Genomic DNA, 16,096 nt, shown 5'->3' with positions numbered 1-16,096 from the left:
TGGCGGTTTACGACAGCCGATGCACGCATCAAACTACAGCGACTTTACCCATCAACTGAAAATTGACAGACCACTAGCGGCACCAGCACAAAGGCCGTCAGTAGGGAGACGATCGCCGTGACGGCCTTAACCGCACCCGATACCCAGTAGGTGGGATACCAGAGTGTCCAAATGTCCAAAATGTGGGTTGTACCACAAGACACGATGAAGGTAGCAAAGAGCAAAAAGATCCAGGAAAAAGGCAGATCGCGCCGTTGGCGAACAAAGTAGAACAGCGTCAAGGGAATGGAATAGTATGCAAAGGCAATCAGAGCATCTGAAAGCAGATGTAACCACACCAGGCTTGGCTGCCAAAGATAACAGTGACCATGCGGAATAAACGGTCCTGTGACAAAAAAGTTGCTCAGAAGGTCGTTCATGCGAGTGAAGAGTTGAACCAGAGACGAAAGCGGGTGTGAGATGAACTGTAACAGAGCAGAAGGGGGGATGGTGGCTTCCTGGTCATGGGGCGTTTTAGTTCTGGAGTGGCAGCGATCGACATGGCTGCTAAAGCTTTTCGGGTATGGCTGAGTATGTTGTACTTACAGCGCAACCGTCTATGCTGTATCTTATGCGGTTTCTCGTTGAAAAAGGCTTGGCAAACGTCAGACGAAAGCCGCATGACAACGCTTGCACGTCGCAAACATCCTCTAAACCGTCTATCTTAGTAGGGGAGTTGGGCAAGCTGTAGGTGATACGTCCCGCTATCATTCCAATCGCCATCGACTCTAAGTGCTCACAGGGTTTGCGACACTACTAAGCACTATATCGGTCTGACGAGCGTCATTTCAACGAAACAAATTCTGTAGAATTCCTGCTGTAAGACCAACAGCCATAGCCTTTCCCAGGTCAAGATGACTGCCAAACAGATTGCTACATCGGTCATAACACCTGCGCAAATTTTAGAGAGCGTTTCGGCGATCGCGCTCCAAATCCAGCAATCTGTGGCGTTGGAAACCATTTTACAGACGGCACTAGACGCAACGAAAGCCCTACTGCACAGCGATCGCGTCCTACTTTATCGCTTCCTCCCCAATGGGGCTGGCATCGTTGCTGTGGAAGCCGTCAGCATTGAATGGATGCCACTACTGGGACAGGTGATTGATGACCCCTGCTTTGATGTTACGCGGGTAGAGCGGTATCGCAAAGGGTACTATAGCGCGATCGAAGACGTGGCATCCAGGGAGATGAACGGCTACACAGCCTTGTTGAACCGGTTACAGGTACAGGCAAATCTAGTCGTGCCGCTTGTAGCGCAGGGCGATGTGTGGGGGTTTCTGATTGCCCATCACTGCCAGAGTGCTCGATCGTGGCACGCGCTAGAAGTGCAATGCCTGCAACTGACCGCGATGCAGCTAGGCATGGCAATTCAACTCGAAGAGAAGTTTCACGAACAGCTTGTCGGTGCGATCGCAACTAACCTTCCTGGTGCGATCTATCGAGCAGTCTATAGCCAAGAGGGTAGCCTTTCTAGCCTCTTTCTCAGTGAGCAGTATCAGACACTGGTGGGGCACGAGCCACAGACCTTAATGGCTCATCCAGAAAGCCTACTTGAACTCATTCATCCAGACGATCGGGCACGCTTTCTTGAGGCTTTGAACGCTGCGGCTGCCACCCTGGAAGCGAATGCTTTAGAGTATCGCCTTGTGACCGCCTCTGGCGACGCCGTGTGGGTCAAAGATTATGCTCGGTTTTGCCGGGGCAAACGCGGAGAGCTCATCGTCGATGGAATGCATCTCGATATTAGCGATCGCGTGCGATCGGAAGCGGTGCTCCGTGAGAGCGAAGCCCATAAGACGGCGCTGATCAGCGCACTACCCGATTTGGTCATGCGGGCAGATAAGCATGGCGTCTATCTGGAATTCCTTGCTACAAAAACCTTCAGAGTGATTGGCGATACAGGTGATTTTGTTGGCACACATGTGTCTGACAGTTTGCCGCAGGAGTTGGCGCAGCGACGCATGGATGCTATCAGCACAGCGCTTGAAACGAACGCGATCCAATTTTACGAGCAAACGATTTTAGTGGCTGACGTACCTCAGACTGAGGAAGTCAGAGTAGTGCCGTATCGAGCGGATGAAGTGCTGCTCCTAGTGCGCGATATTACCGATCGTAAACAAGCAGAAGCGGCTCTGCGTGAAAGTGAAGAGCGTTCCCGTCTTGCCTTTAAAGCGGCTCGTATGGGCAGTTGGGACTGGAACATTACGACTAACGAAATTATTTGGTCTGAAAGTCTGGAACGGCTGATGGGCATGCAGCCAGGCAGCTTCAACGGACGGTTTGAGACCGTGATAGCGATGATCTACCCCAACGATCGCGAACGCGTTGCCACCAGCATCACCCGTAGCGTCGAGCAGGGTGATGCCTATGATCTTGAGTTCCGCTTTGTGAAGCCCGATGGTAGCCTTCGTTGGGCGGTGAGCAAAGGTAATGTGCTGCGGGATGCCTCTGGCGCACCCATACGGATGCTGGGAGTGGATGTGGATGTCACCGATCGCAAACAGGCAGAGATTGCACTCTGGCAGCGTGCCGAACGAGAGCAGGCGATCAGCCGAGTCGTGCGAACCATTCGTCAGTCTCTGGATTTACACACGATTCTGACCACCGCAGCCACTGAAATTGCTCAACTCTTGAATATTGATCAAGCTGCCGTTGTGCAGTATTTGCCAGAGCAAGGGTGCTGGCGACATGTTGCCATTTATAAGCAGAAAGCCGACCTACCCAATGATCTTGGGCTAGAAATTCCTGATGTAGGGAATCCGTTTGCAGCCCAACTGAAGCGCCGGGAGATCGTCCAGATCGTGGATGTTGCGGATATCGACGATGACATCAACCAAAGTCTAGCGCAACGGCTACCGGGAGCATGGCTATTGGTACCCGTGATTGTCGGCGACACACTTTGGGGTAGCTTTAGCTTACTTTCGAGCCAAAAGATCACACATTGGCAAAACGAACAAGTAGAACTTGTCCAAGCTCTAGCCGATCAACTGGCGATCGCCATCCAGCAAGCAGCGCTCTATCAGAAGGTGCAAACCCTCAACGCTGATTTGGAATTGCAGGTGCAGGAACGCACGGCTCAACTGCAACAATCATTGAAGTTTGAGGCACTGCTCAAGCGCATTACCGATCACGTCCGCGATAGTCTGGATGAAACTCAAATTCTACAGACAGCCGTACAGGCGCTAGCGATCGAGTTGGGGATTGATTGCTGTGATGCTGCTCTCTACGACATGGAGCGAGGCACTTCCACCATCTGCTACGAATATATTGACCAACGGGTATCAGTTGCTACGGGTGTCGTGATTCCGTTTGAGCAGAATCCTGACCTTTATCGCCAAGCCATACGCGGTCAAACCGTTCATTGCTGTGTAACGCCTCTGGTGACACTACGCAATATTGAGCAGAGCGCGAGCATTTTGGTGTGCCCCTTGATGGATGAACGCGGTATTTTGGGGGATATGTGGTTATTCAAGCCACCCCACAGTCACTTTGAAGAGCTAGAAATCCGGTTGGTACAGCAGGTTGCCAATCAATGCGCGATCGCACTGCGTCAGTCGCGACTCTATCAAGCAGCGCAGGCGCAGGTCGAAGAGCTAGAGCGGTTGAACCAGCTCAAAGATGATTTTCTCAGCACGGTTTCGCACGAATTGCGGACACCCATGTCCAATATTAAAATGGCCACCCAAATGCTGGAGCTTAGCCTACGGCCGCTGGGTGTCTTGGACAATGAGGCAAACCCCATCTACCGCTATTTCAACATTCTGCGTGAAGAAGGGCAACGAGAAATTAGGCTCATCAATGACCTTCTTGACCTGGCTCGTATCGATGCAGGCGTCGAACCACTCCTGTTGAGCACGATCGCGTTGCCACCTTTTCTCGCTCACATTACCGAACCCTTTCTTGAGCGTACGCAGAAGCAACAGCAGCAGCTGATCATCAAGCTACCAGAAAAATTACCACCGCTCACCACCGATCGTGCTTACCTGGAGCGCATTCTGACCGAGCTGCTGCAAAATGCCTGCAAATATACCCCGGCTGGCGAAACCATTACACTATCGGCACACGCCACGGCGACCGCCTTAGAAATTTGCGTCACTAACTCTGGTGTGACGATTCCCGCGATCGAGTGCGATCGTATTTTCGATAAGTTCTACCGCATTCCCAACAACGACCCCTGGAAGCATGGAGGGACAGGACTTGGCTTAACGCTAGTGCAAAAGCTTGCAGAACGCTTAGAAGCAACCATCCGCGTTGCCAGCAGCAACAACCAAACGACCTTCATTCTTAAATTCTTAGGCGTGGTCTGAAGGGTCTCTGGCAAAAGGCTGACTCCTGTAGCTGCGCAAGACTTGTGCCCCTAAGGATCGTGAATTAAATGAAATCGACACATTGGTTGTAGGCAAAGGCGACCATGCGCCCCCATAGCAAATGTCGGAGTGATTAAATTCTTGTTCCTAAGCAAAAGAGATTGCTTAAGACGCAGCTTCATAAATGTGAGTTTGTGTGTAAAGCTATTGTAAAGCTTTGCAATAGGGGGCACTCCCTCCAATGTTTTTCGCTCTACTGGGGAATAAGTGAAGACAACGCTGAAGCTCCAAATCTCTCAGCGCCACTTCACTCGTTCACAGGGCGAAAACACGTCTACCAATGGTGCACTGCCAGGCTACCGCATCAATTGTCTAGTCAGTCTGGGCAGAACAATGGGTCAATGATGACAGTTATTAAATCGGCAGCAGAAGCACTACATCTAACTTTAGGGAGATGTTAACGCCAGCGTAACGTGCAAAACGCGGATCGATGGTGTTTGACGGTCTACCTAACACAATGGATACAATCAGGGCGCGATTCCGAAGGATGTGTGAACAACCCTGTCGGGTTAATCGTCTTTTCTCAGTCATTCATTCACCTGACCCGCCAAATTCTACAGTCATATTCTGTAGTCTCCGGTAGCCTGCCAAGTTTAGTTGAAACGATCTGACATCGGACACAACACTCAGGTAGGTATAATCTATGACGCTTAAAGCTGGATTTTTGGCAGCGACCACTATCGCTGCAACCTTAACGGCTGCAACTTTAGCCGTATCCCCCGCTCACGCAGCCAGTATCTCACTTGGCAGTGCGCTCAATCTTGATTCTGTCGGTCTTACAGGTGGTGGGGTTAAAAAGGCTGGGAATACCCTCGACTTTTTTAGCTTCACACTCCCTGTCATTGGTACAGGTGGGCAAGGCACCAGTGTGACTGCTAGCACTGGGAGTTTTGCTGGTGCCAACCTCGCCAGTTTGGTTCCTCCGCTTCCACGCATTCAGGATCTCAACCTGTCTGCCAGCGCTACTCCTGGGGTCTTGACTAGCGCTCCTGTGAATAGCTTTATCACAGGTGTAGACATTTTCACTGGGTTTCTTACAACGACTCCTGTGACCTTTGATCTTGCAAGCTTTATCTACAACAGTGCGACTGGCGATGCCGACATCACTGGCTTTTTTAACGTTGATGGTACTTCGACCGCAGCGTTTGGTCGATTCACCTCTCAGCTGGATCTAACAAGTCCCAGCAGCTATTCGATCTCGCTAATTGCGGGAAGTCGATCGATTCCTACGCCTGCTCTGTTGCCTGGGCTAATTGGCTTGGGTATTGCAGCGCTACGGAAGCGGAAGGCGATCGCGGTTGCAGAGGGCAACAGCTAAGGAGGCTCACGTAGGGATGCATGGCCATTCCTACCAGGAGTAAAACCGTTTTCAGAAAGCGCCTGAGCTTCTAAGACGGTGTTGATACTTACAAAGACTATAACGGGTGGTGTTAGACCAGGAAACTGGAGGCTGGCATCACCCATTTTTTGTAGATCAGCTGAATTGATACAGGCTGATGTGCAGGATTACGGAAAGAACTTTAAAGACAAGGCCCAAACGACAAAAATTCTGTAAAGAAAGCATAAACTGCTTGCTGGATCAAACATCGCTCTGCATACTGACGAGAGGTTAGTGAGAGCAGGACGAGAGTCTAGGGTTGATGCAGAAGGGCTCTGCACGAGTCGATGCTATTGAGCATCCAGAGAACCTTCAGGAACCCAGTTTTCTTAAGTGCGCCTCAATCCTGAGCGTTGATTAATCCTGCTCTGCTTTCAGTTCAAAGTGCTGCTTCTACCAACGGTGCATTGCCAGCGCTACCGCGTTGATATCCCGCTCCAAAAACCGTACTAGTTGCAGAATCGAGTTTGCTAGACAGCACACTCAAAAGTGGTTCTTGATGTCTCCACGCAGCAAGCGATCGGTACTTTTGATCATCGGTAGCCTAAGGGTGCAGTGCCATAACCATCTCACCAGACATACTTTAGGTAGCTAAACGCATGAACTTACTCTCCCAAAAGGCATTGTCTGCGACAGCAGCCGTTGCGACTCTTTCGATCGCTGCGCTGACAGTTGCCAATCCTGCTAATGCACTTACTTTTTCCAAAACAAATGCTGCCCCATCGGGTTCCATCAATGGTTCTCCAGTCCTGCCAATTATTCCAGGTTCTTTACCATCAGGTGGTGTTAGCCTTTCTGGTGGGGTTCCTCTTTTGGGAAGTCTCACAGTTGGCAGAAACAGTACAGCTACATTTACCTTCTCCAATCCCATTTCATCCTTTGGTGCCAATTTACTCTTCCTTGGTTCTGCAGCAACGCAAGGTAATATCTTTTTTGACATCTCCGGCATTACTAACGGTGCCTTGACGACGCAAAGTGTTGCTCTATCGGCTTTTACAGGAGCAGGCAATTACTTTAACATTGGTGCAGGATCACCACTTGAGCGCTTCACGACAGTTGCCATCAGGAATGCCAATACGGGTGGTGGCGCCTTGGGTGGTCTCACTAGATTGGTTACTTTCAATGAGTTTACGTATCAAGTTCCCACGCCTGCACTGTTGCCTGGTTTGATTGGATTAGGGGCAGCAGCATGGCGCAAACGCAAAGGGCAGGAGGCTGAAAAGGCTGGTGTAGACGCGTAAGTGGAAATGTCTTTAGGGGCTAAAGACCGTTATACCTGTTTCGCAATGGGGCATCTCTTTGGAGATGCCTCTTTTTTTAGTGGCTGCAGATGGTGGCAAACCACAACGACGACTATGGCTTTGCTGAAGACAGGAGGTAGTAGGATTTGGTTCCCGTTGATCGAATACACGACCCAATTTAGTGTTGGAGTTTGAGGTTTTTGTATAGTTCCCTGATCAAACCGTACAAACGCGGAAAGAATAAGCGTCTGCCAAGTTCTCGTTGTCTTGATTAATTACTATGGCTACTACCTCTCTCTCCAATAGTCCAGCATCTTCTTACTCTGGCAAAGCGCTCTGTCGCATCGTTGGCATTGCCTGTGTGGCAGGTTTCATCGTTGATATGCTCATTCTGGCACTGCCGCCAGCATTGGGTAGTGCAGAGTGGCGCGTTGGTTTTTTGCAACAGGTTGGCGATCGCAGTATTGTGCTGCTGTTTGGGTCAGCTTTATTGCTCTACGGCAGCTTAGAAACACGGCAGTTACGCAAACAGTTGGCGATGGTGAGCCTCGTTCTGGGCGTTGTCTTTCTGCTGTCTTGTGTGGTTGTGGTGCGCGATAGCTTCACGCTACACGGTATTGCAGTGAAAAACATCAATACTCAGGCATCGCAACTGCAATCTCAAATTGATAAGGCAAAGGTTGACCCTACAGCAGCCGGTAAAATCACGCCAGAGCAGCTACAGCAGGCCTCGAAGTCGGTTGACGATAAGGTTGTTTCGCTCAAGCAAGGGGCTCAAACAGGCGTTTTCAAGACTGGCAGTTCTGTGGTGGGCAATTTAGTGGTAGTGGGGCTGGCTCTGATTAGCCTGGGTCGATATGGTATGCGATCGCGTAAAAGTTAGATCTTATGAAATGGCAAACAATAAGACCTGTTGCTGGGCGCTTACTGCAAACAGGGCTGAAAACAACCCCTAACCGGATTGTGCTGCTTGGGCTGTCGGTTGTGCTGGCTTATCTAGTGTTTTGGTTTGGCGTACTGCTGCTGCGATCGCTACATGGATCAGCATCGGGGATGTTGCAACTAGTGGCGATCGGGTTAGGCAGCTATCAACTTTGGAAGCAGCGCCACGTGTTGGAAACACAACCTACGCCTGAAGAAGACCAGTTGCTAGGGCAGATTCTGACAGTCAGCGGGGCACTCTTTTTCCCGGTTTGTTTGATCATGACCTGGTCTGATGCTATGGTTTCAGCCATGATTATGGCGTTGGTGTGCGTCATTATTCTGGCGGGCGTTGCCTGTAGCCTTTGGGGCGTTGGTTTCTTCAGCACCTATCCTGTGTCTATTTTCCTCATCTGTCTGGGCTTATTGCCCAAGCCTGCTGAGATTACCAGAGCCCTTTGGCAAAGTTTTACAGCCCCAGAAATCTTAGAGCGATCGATGGCTTGGGCTGGTACTGCTGCCTTACAAGCGATCGGGCAACCTGCGGTACTGAACGGCATTTATATTTCGTTGCCGAATGGCACCGTGCAGATTGGGTGGGGCTGCAATGGCTTTGATATGGCAATAACGATGATGGTTGCCAGTTTTGTTCTAGGATTGTTTCTCAAACAAAGCCGATTGAAGATCATTGGTTTGATGCTCGTTGGTGCTGTGCTGGCGTTAGTCTTCAATATTCCGCGCATTATGTTGGTGACTGTTGCCGCAGTGTATTGGGGAAAATATTGGTTTGATTTTTGGCACGATTCCTGGGGCAGCCAGATTTTTGTTAGCGTGCTTTTTACCATCTATTACTACGTGGTGATGGCGATCGTGAAGCAGCGAAAACGCGACCCCCATCCCATTAGCGTTGATCAATAGCAAGTAGAGAGACAGATAGAAACGTGACTGGTCGTTATATACCAGACTAAAAACAGGCCTATCCAGCCTGCCTCTTAGCGGCGGGCGATTGTAGGTTGAGGGAAGCCCGGTTTTTGGTGTACCGCAAATTCTCTGAGCAGTATAAAGAGCCTAAGAAGGATGCAGGTTTTCCGGTATTCTTCCTGATTCTGTAACAAAATCTTTGTACAGCCTGACAGGATACAGGTTATCTTACCCCCATCTGAGCTTGATCAGGTTTTCCGTCTGAGTGACACCGATCATTCGCGTCGAAAATGCGAGCAGAGAGTAGTGTCTTGAAACACCAGCAGAAAGGGCGTCAATGGAAGGCACTGCTTAGACCTCCTAGTAAACTGAGCCAGATAATCTGATGAAACTTCAGCTCCCTCTTCTCTTACGGCAAATTATCAGAACCACCGGGTTCTGGCGCAACAATCAGCTGATTTTGAGAGAAATTCGACGGTTTCCCCACATCATAGGGGCAGTGCTTGTCTTCTCTCTGTTAGCGGCTCTTTTTGAAGGCTTTGGCATTAGCTTCTTATTGGCCTTTCTACAAAAGCTAGTTGATCCCAATGCGGAACCCTTTCGGACAGGAATTAATTGGTTCGATACTGCAATTCTAGGCGTCAATGCGTCTAAATTAAATCAGCTATATCGGGTCTCGGCACTGATTCTTTTATCAACATTGTTGCGGGTTGTGTTTAGCTATTTGAGCATCACGGCTGCTGAAATTGGCGGCATCAGGCTGATTAATAACCTTTATAAACGAATTTTTGAACAATTACAGTCATTGAGTTTGCGCTTCTATGGGCAGGTGAAAGCGGGTGAAATTTTAAATACCCTGACCTCGGAAACGGCTGGTATGCGGATGTTTGTTGCCTCAACGAGTAATATTTTCATCCGTTTGGCGATCATCCTCACGTATGCTGCCATGTCTTTGAGGATTTCCTGGCAGCTAACCCTGATCTCAACGCTGCTTTTCAGTTTGGCGGCGGCCGGCATTTCGACACTGAACACGCGTATTCGTGGAGCCAGCTTTCCAGAATCGGCAGCAAGAGGGAACCTAACGGCGATCGCGGCTGAATTTATCAATGGCATTCGTACGGTGCAAGCCTTCTCAACTCAAGATTTTGAGCGTCGGCGCTTTTATCGTGCGGCTGATGAAGTTTCAGCATCAACGAAGAAGGCAGTCAGGCAATTTGCCGCTGTGCGACCCATCGCAGAATCGATCGCCATTGTCATCTTAATTAGCATCATTGTGATTGGCATGACGATTTATGTGCCGAATGGTGATTTGCAGGTGGCGACGCTACTGACCTTTGTGTTTGTGCTCATGCGGACAGCTCCGGCTGTGCAGGAAGTGAGTGGACGTTTTGCAGAGCTGAGTGCGCTGCAGGGAGCGGTGCAAAATGTGGAACGCTTTTTGCGGACGGATGATAAGCATTACCTCCAGAACGGCCACCGACCCTTTTATGGGTTGAAGCAAGCCATTGAGATTGTTGCAGTTGATTTTGAACATACTCTCAATGAACCTGTTCTGAGCGACATTACGCTGACGATCCCCAAAGGAAAGACGATCGCGCTGGTAGGTGCGTCAGGTGCAGGAAAGTCAACGTTGGCGGATTTAGTTGCTCGTTTTTATGACCCTACTCGTGGCAAGATTTTGTTCGACGCTACTGACTTACGCGAATATGATCTGACGTCTGTTCACAACAAGATGGCGATCGTGAGTCAGGATACGTTTATTTTCAATGCCAGTGTGCGCGACAACATTGCCTACGGGATGGAAAGCATTGATGAGAAAGCGGTTATAGAAGCAGCTCAGTTAGCCAATGCCTTGGAGTTTATTCAAGAACTACCAGAGGGGCTAGACACGCGATTGGGCGATCGCGGTGTGCGTTTGTCGGGTGGGCAACGGCAGCGGATTGCGATTGCGCGGGCACTACTGCGGAATCCAGAGATTTTGATTCTGGATGAGGCAACGAGTGCATTGGATTCGGTATCAGAACGGTTGATTCAAAAGTCGTTAGAAAATCTGTCGGTGGGACGAACCGTCATCGCCATTGCTCACCGCTTATCAACAATTATGAGAGCTGATAAGGTCGTTGTAATGGAACAAGGCCGTATTATTGAGCAAGGCACGTATCAAGAACTGCTGTCCTTGCGCGGTAAGCTGTGGAACTATCACCAGATGCAGCATGAAGCGGGTTGATGCGACTGTATATCTGATCTTGATTGAACTGACGCCGAAGAGAACCGCTAAAGCCCTTTTTCAAAGGAGATTTTAGCGGTTCTCTTTTTTGAAGGGGAGCCAGGAGAGTGGTACTGGATGCACGCTTTGCGAAAGAGCATTCAAATAATTGATGCATGAGTCTTGTGAAGACCGCACGACAAAAGCCTTGAACAACCAATGATTTTGGTGCTGAGAGAACGCGGATTTCTGGCCGCTATAGGCATGTTCAACCAGAGTTTCGTGAAGAAATCGGGCTTCTGATGAACTGCAAAATCCTCTCTGAGCAATCTAGAGCACCGAAAAAGGCTGCAGATTTTCCGGCATTCTTCCTGATCCTGTAACGAACTGTTTGTACAAGCTAGAGGAAGCAGGACATCGTATCCAATACTTTGGTTTGATGAGGCTTTCTACATGAATAGCACAGTGATTCGAGTTGAGAATCTGAGCAAAAAATAGATAAAGAAAGCAGCCAATACAACTTCTCTGGTAATTGCCTGAATACTGGCAAAGACTCAGTGCACTTTGGAGCAGAGATACTGTTTTAGCGCTTCACCATTGAGGATACAGAGGAGCATAAATCATTGAATAAGAAGTGGTCGAGAGCAATAAGACCGAAGCTAAATTGAAATGTCAAACAATTAGTTATGAGGTAACAATGCAAGATTTTTATTCTGTTGAAAACGCTAAAAAATTCAACTGGTCATCTATCAGTGGCAACTTAAACCCTGAGCGAGTATCGCATTTGAATCGATACTTGCTTGGCAAAAAGATTTTAGATGCTGGTTGCGGCGGCGGCGCATATGTTGAGTTTTTGTCTCAAAAGAATTTCGAGATCACTGGAATAGATAAATATAACCAGTTTTTAGATGTTGCTAGAGAAAGAGGACAATCGGGAACATATGTGCAAGGAGATGTTACTGATTTACCGTTCGCAGATAAAACATTTGACTGCACTTACTGCTTTGATGTTTTAGAGCATGTAGACGATCATCTAGCTATTCAGGAATTGATTAGGGTAACAGAAAAAAGACTAATTATTGCTGTACCTAAAGAAGATGAAACAATGCATAGATTTGGCCTTACTTTTGCGCATTATCAAGATAAAACTCACTTAAGAAATTATACTAGCAAATCTCTTGAAGAGCTTTTTTTAAGTACTAACCATTCCAGCTTTCACGTTTTTACAGAATTAGATATTCCTACCAAATATTTAGTTAGAGAAATGATCGAATTTAGTTCTAGTGAGCTTATATCTAACGGGATCTCACAAAAGATTCTTAAAAAACTTAGTAGGTTAATTCTTAATCTACTGTCATACAGGAAAGTGGCTACGGGTCTGATAGCTGTTATTAATCTGTAGTCTCTAGCATGATTTGTGAGCAGTATATTATGAAAATTGTTTATGACATCTCTGTTCTTGGCACAGGGTACTATGGAAATTCTCGTGCAGGCATATTTAGAGTTGCTGAACAGATCGCCTATGGATTGCATAGCTCTCAAGAGTGCAACCCATTTTTCTGTACAGCCTTTTCGCCAGAATCATTAATCCACTCAATTGAATATTTAATTCACGAAGATAACCTAGTTGGGATTCCATACCTTTCCGGTTATTTTGAAAAATTGATTTATAAAAATCTCAAGAATCTTGTTAAAAAAGATGACGCTTCTGCTGCACACAAGTTTTTGACAAAAGTATGGAGAAAGGCGTTGTCTCATTTTATTAGCCTTCAAGATTCTAATTATACTCCTCTGTATGAAAGAGACTTATACGGAAAAGATATTTTTCATTCTCCATTCTACGCCTTACCTAAAGAGACTAAAGCAATAAAGGGATTACAAAGATTTATAACAGTATATGATCTAATACCAGTCCTCTATCCAGACTTCTTCAAGGATCTTGAAGCTCAACTTGAAATATTTAATAGCATCATCGGGAGTTTAACTCCTGATGATTGGGTTCTTTGTATTTCCCGCGCAACTCGAAATGATTTGCTCAATCATGTAAAGCATCTTAATCCTGATAGAGTCATTGTTACTCATCTGGCTGCATCTAATCTCTTTTATTTTTGCAAAGATTTGGAGAAAATTAGGCTAACGAAGAAAAAATATTTAATTCCTAATGAACGATATATTTTGAGTCTAAGCACATTAGAACCAAGAAAAAATATTTCTCATGTAATCCGCTCCTTTTGTCAACTAGTAAAGGAGCAAAAGATTAGTGACTTAAATCTTGTTCTAGCTGGCAGCAAAGGTTGGCAGTATGACAGTATTTTTGATGACATAGACTCTGCAGGTTTACTCAGAGATCGCATTATAGTAACTGGATATGTGGATGATGAGGACTTAGCTGCTCTGTACAGCGGAGCCTTAGCTTTTGTCTATCCTTCATTTTATGAAGGCTTTGGACTTCCACCTTTAGAGGCAATGCAATGTGGCACCCCAGTGATTACATCCAATACCTCATCTTTACCTGAAGTTGTGGGTGCTGCAGGAATTCAGCTTGACCCTTTTGACAGAGAAGGGCTTTGTCAAAGTATTTTTGAACTTTACAGAAGACCTGAACTTCGAGAAGAAATGTCTCTAAAATCCATTAATCAAGCTAAGAATTTTAGTTGGGAGACATTTACGCAGGGAACTATTAATGCCTATAAGAAATCATTGTAAAGCTGGTTTTTAATTTACGTCCTTTTTCTGCTCAACTCTCGCAACGCCTTATGAAAATTGCAGTTTGGCATAACTTACCGAGTGGTGGTGGTAAACGGGCACTTTACTGCTATGTGCGTGGCCTGCTTGAGCGAGGCCATGTCGTTGAATCTTGGTGCCCTCCCACTGCCGATCAAACCTACTTGCCTTTGGGTGAATTAGTCAAAGAGCACATCGTACCTTTTGAATGGGAAAAGCAAGAATCACGCCTTCCTCTTTATTCCCTCAACGCCTATCTTGATTCTTTCAAGAAGCTGGAGGCAATGAAGCAACATTCTCAGCAATGTGCAGAAGCCATCAATCAAGGTGGGTTTGATTTACTGTTTGCTCATTCCTGTCGGTTTTACGGTGCTCCTTTTATTGGTCGTTACACAAAAACTGCTAGTTACCTTTATTTACAAGAACCCTACCGTCGCTTATATGAAGCAATGCCAAAACTGCCCTGGGTTGCTTTAGAAGCCACACAGAGCACTTGGTGGTCGCCCAAATACATCCGGCGATTTCTATCCGATCTTGTCAAAGTACAGGAACTAAGAATCCAGGCTCGTGAAGAGTTGCTCAACGCTCAAGCATTCGATCATATACTCGTTAATTCATATTTCAGCCGCGAAAGCATCTTACGTGCCTATGGTTTAGACGCCCAGGTTTGCTACTTAGGCATCGATACTGCTCTTTTTCAGCACCTTCATCAACCAAGAGAAAATTTTGTTGTTGGAGTAGGATCGTTTACCGTCGCTAAAAATATAGGCTTTGTGATAAAAGCACTAGCTAAAGTTAAAGAATCCAGACCAGCTTTAGTCTGGATAGGAAACTTTGCAGATCCATCTTATCTGAAAGAAATTCAACAGCTCGCAGCGAATCTGAACGTAGACTTTCAACCTAAAGTAAGAGTGGATGATCAAGAGCTAGTTAAGCTTCTCAATCAAGCACTAGCAACGGTCTATACCCCACGCTTAGAACCCTTTGGCTATGGTCCCTTAGAAGCGAACGCCTGTGGACTGCCAGTGATTGCGATCGCAGAGGGTGGCATCAGAGAAACAGTCATTCATGGTTTTAACGGCTTGATCGCGGAAAACGATACAGTCTCTATCGCTGATGCAATACAACAACTTGCAGATAATCCAGAGTATGCCAAGAAGTTAGGTCAAAACGGTCATCATTTTGTCACTGAAAAATGGTCTATAGAATCTGCGTTGGATCGGCTTGAGAAAAGACTGGCTAACCTGCTTTATCAAAAAAAATAACTATCACTTGGGATGACCCATGAAAAAAGCAATTATTTGCGGAATTTCCGGTCAAGATGGAGCGTACTTGGCACAATTGTTGGTTAGAAAAGGCTATACCGTATGCGGGACATCTCGTGATGCTCAGATATCAACCTTCAGTAATTTGCTTCGACTAAGCATTCACGATCAAATCAAACTAGAATCCGTTGCTTTAAATGATTTCCGTAGTGTACTTCAAGCGATCAAGAAGATTCGACCGGATGAAATTTACAATCTAGCAGGGCAGACCTCAGTAGGGCTATCCTTTGAGCAGCCTATCGAAACCTTTGAGAGCATTACTCTAGGTACGCTAAATCTACTAGAGGCAATTCGCTTTCTGGGAGAACCTATCAAGTTCTATAACGCCAGTTCGAGTGAATGCTTTGGCAATACGGGTGATACCGCTGCTGATGAGACCACGCCCTTTCGACCCAGAAGCCCCTATGGTGCTGCGAAATCTGCAGCTTTTTGGCAGGTTGCCAATTACCGGGAAGCTTATGGTTTATTTACTTGCTCTGGCATCCTGTCAAACCATGAATCGCCCTTAAGACCGCAGCGGTTTGTTACCCAAAAAATCATTGCTACTGCCTGTCGAATTGCTGCGGGAAGCGAGGAAAAACTATGCCTGGGTAACACTTCTATTCAGCGAGACTGGGGTTGGGCACCAGAGTATGTGGAAGCCATGTATTTGATGCTGCAACAAGATCAGCCTGATGATTACGTGATTGCTACTGGGTGTTCTTACACGTTGGAAGATTTTGTTGCAACTGCCTTTGCAACAGTCGGACTGGACTGGGAGGAGCACGTAGTCATCGATAAAAGTTTATTCCGTCTGACCGATATTGCAGTAAGCCGTAGTTGTCCTAAAAAAGCCAGGCAAAAAATGGGATGGCAAGCAGAATCTCAAATGAAAGATGTTGTGAAAAAGATGATTGAGTCGAAGCTTAATTTGTAAATTGTTACTTTGCTTGCTGCGTTAAGCGTCTTTAAGCAGCAAGCAATCATTCCCATAA

General features: G+C 47.0%; 11 protein-coding genes. 10 read left to right on the top strand and 1 reads right to left on the bottom strand.

Features of this window, described 5'->3' with window-relative positions; translation table 11 throughout:
* Positions 1 to 44: 44 nt before the first annotated feature.
* Positions 45 to 419 (bottom strand): hypothetical protein, encoded by a 375-nt coding sequence (locus tag C7B82_RS00490; RefSeq protein WP_219903854.1) that lies wholly within the window; start codon positions 417 to 419, stop codon positions 45 to 47.
* Positions 420 to 893: 474 nt separating this feature from the next.
* Here C7B82_RS00490 and C7B82_RS00485 point away from each other — a divergent pair, with 474 nt between their 5' ends.
* The 10 genes from C7B82_RS00485 to C7B82_RS00440 all read left to right on the top strand — a co-directional run bounded on the left by C7B82_RS00485 (position 894) and on the right by C7B82_RS00440 (position 16,038).
* Complete coding sequence (locus tag C7B82_RS00485; protein WP_106254356.1) at positions 894 to 4,346, top strand: sensor histidine kinase; 3,453 nt, start codon at positions 894 to 896, stop codon at positions 4,344 to 4,346.
* 703 nt (positions 4,347 to 5,049) lie between these two features.
* On the top strand, positions 5,050 to 5,724 hold the full coding sequence (locus tag C7B82_RS00480; RefSeq protein ID WP_106254355.1) for a PTPA-CTERM sorting domain-containing protein: 675 nt from the start codon (positions 5,050 to 5,052) through the stop codon (positions 5,722 to 5,724).
* A 659-nt stretch (positions 5,725 to 6,383) separates the two neighbouring features.
* Positions 6,384 to 7,025: a PTPA-CTERM sorting domain-containing protein gene (locus tag C7B82_RS00475; RefSeq protein ID WP_106254354.1), complete on the top strand. Its 642-nt coding sequence runs from the start codon at positions 6,384 to 6,386 to the stop codon at positions 7,023 to 7,025.
* Between the two features lie 280 nt (positions 7,026 to 7,305).
* Positions 7,306 to 7,908 carry an HpsJ-like protein, cyanoexosortase C-associated gene (gene hpsJ-C, locus C7B82_RS00470; RefSeq protein ID WP_106254353.1) on the top strand — a complete coding sequence of 201 codons (603 nt, stop codon included), beginning with the start codon at positions 7,306 to 7,308 and terminating at the stop codon, positions 7,906 to 7,908.
* A 5-nt stretch (positions 7,909 to 7,913) separates the two neighbouring features.
* Positions 7,914 to 8,864: a cyanoexosortase C gene (crtC, locus tag C7B82_RS00465; protein ID WP_106254352.1), complete on the top strand. Its 951-nt coding sequence runs from the start codon at positions 7,914 to 7,916 to the stop codon at positions 8,862 to 8,864.
* 388 nt (positions 8,865 to 9,252) lie between these two features.
* A complete protein-coding gene (gene hepA, locus C7B82_RS00460) occupies positions 9,253 to 11,094 on the top strand; it encodes a heterocyst formation ABC transporter subunit HepA (protein WP_106254351.1) in 1,842 nt (613 codons plus the stop codon).
* A gap of 676 nt (positions 11,095 to 11,770) precedes the next feature.
* Positions 11,771 to 12,475: a class I SAM-dependent methyltransferase gene (locus C7B82_RS00455; RefSeq protein ID WP_146141009.1), complete on the top strand. Its 705-nt coding sequence runs from the start codon at positions 11,771 to 11,773 to the stop codon at positions 12,473 to 12,475.
* Between the two features lie 29 nt (positions 12,476 to 12,504).
* A complete protein-coding gene (locus C7B82_RS00450; protein WP_106254349.1) occupies positions 12,505 to 13,779 on the top strand; it encodes a glycosyltransferase family 4 protein in 1,275 nt (424 codons plus the stop codon).
* A gap of 50 nt (positions 13,780 to 13,829) precedes the next feature.
* Positions 13,830 to 15,062 carry a glycosyltransferase family 4 protein gene (locus tag C7B82_RS00445; RefSeq protein ID WP_106254348.1) on the top strand — a complete coding sequence of 411 codons (1,233 nt, stop codon included), beginning with the start codon at positions 13,830 to 13,832 and terminating at the stop codon, positions 15,060 to 15,062.
* Positions 15,063 to 15,081: 19 nt separating this feature from the next.
* The gene (locus tag C7B82_RS00440) at positions 15,082 to 16,038 is read left to right on the top strand and encodes a GDP-mannose 4,6-dehydratase (protein ID WP_106254347.1); all 957 of its coding nucleotides are present in this window, start codon (positions 15,082 to 15,084) and stop codon (positions 16,036 to 16,038) included.
* Positions 16,039 to 16,096 lie beyond the last annotated feature (58 nt).

The sequence above is a fragment of the Stenomitos frigidus ULC18 genome, assembly GCF_003003795.1.
GTDB classification, from domain to species: domain Bacteria; phylum Cyanobacteriota; class Cyanobacteriia; order Leptolyngbyales; family Leptolyngbyaceae; genus Stenomitos; species Stenomitos frigidus_A.
Note: the sequence above shows the minus strand (reverse complement) of the source record. Positions and strands in the feature narration are given on the sequence as shown.

Excerpts from the sequence above, each read along its gene's own strand:
- C7B82_RS00490 (WP_219903854.1), bottom strand. The coding sequence starts at position 419 with ATGAACGACCTTCTGAGCAACTTTTTTGTCACAGGACCGTTTATTCCG.
- C7B82_RS00485 (WP_106254356.1), top strand. The coding sequence starts at position 894 with ATGACTGCCAAACAGATTGCTACATCGGTCATAACACCTGCGCAAATT.
- C7B82_RS00480 (WP_106254355.1), top strand. The coding sequence starts at position 5,050 with ATGACGCTTAAAGCTGGATTTTTGGCAGCGACCACTATCGCTGCAACC.
- C7B82_RS00475 (WP_106254354.1), top strand. The coding sequence starts at position 6,384 with ATGAACTTACTCTCCCAAAAGGCATTGTCTGCGACAGCAGCCGTTGCG.
- hpsJ-C (WP_106254353.1), top strand. The coding sequence starts at position 7,306 with ATGGCTACTACCTCTCTCTCCAATAGTCCAGCATCTTCTTACTCTGGC.
- crtC (WP_106254352.1), top strand. The coding sequence starts at position 7,914 with ATGAAATGGCAAACAATAAGACCTGTTGCTGGGCGCTTACTGCAAACA.
- hepA (WP_106254351.1), top strand. The coding sequence starts at position 9,253 with ATGAAACTTCAGCTCCCTCTTCTCTTACGGCAAATTATCAGAACCACC.
- C7B82_RS00455 (WP_146141009.1), top strand. The coding sequence starts at position 11,771 with ATGCAAGATTTTTATTCTGTTGAAAACGCTAAAAAATTCAACTGGTCA.
- C7B82_RS00450 (WP_106254349.1), top strand. The coding sequence starts at position 12,505 with ATGAAAATTGTTTATGACATCTCTGTTCTTGGCACAGGGTACTATGGA.
- C7B82_RS00445 (WP_106254348.1), top strand. The coding sequence starts at position 13,830 with ATGAAAATTGCAGTTTGGCATAACTTACCGAGTGGTGGTGGTAAACGG.
- C7B82_RS00440 (WP_106254347.1), top strand. The coding sequence starts at position 15,082 with ATGAAAAAAGCAATTATTTGCGGAATTTCCGGTCAAGATGGAGCGTAC.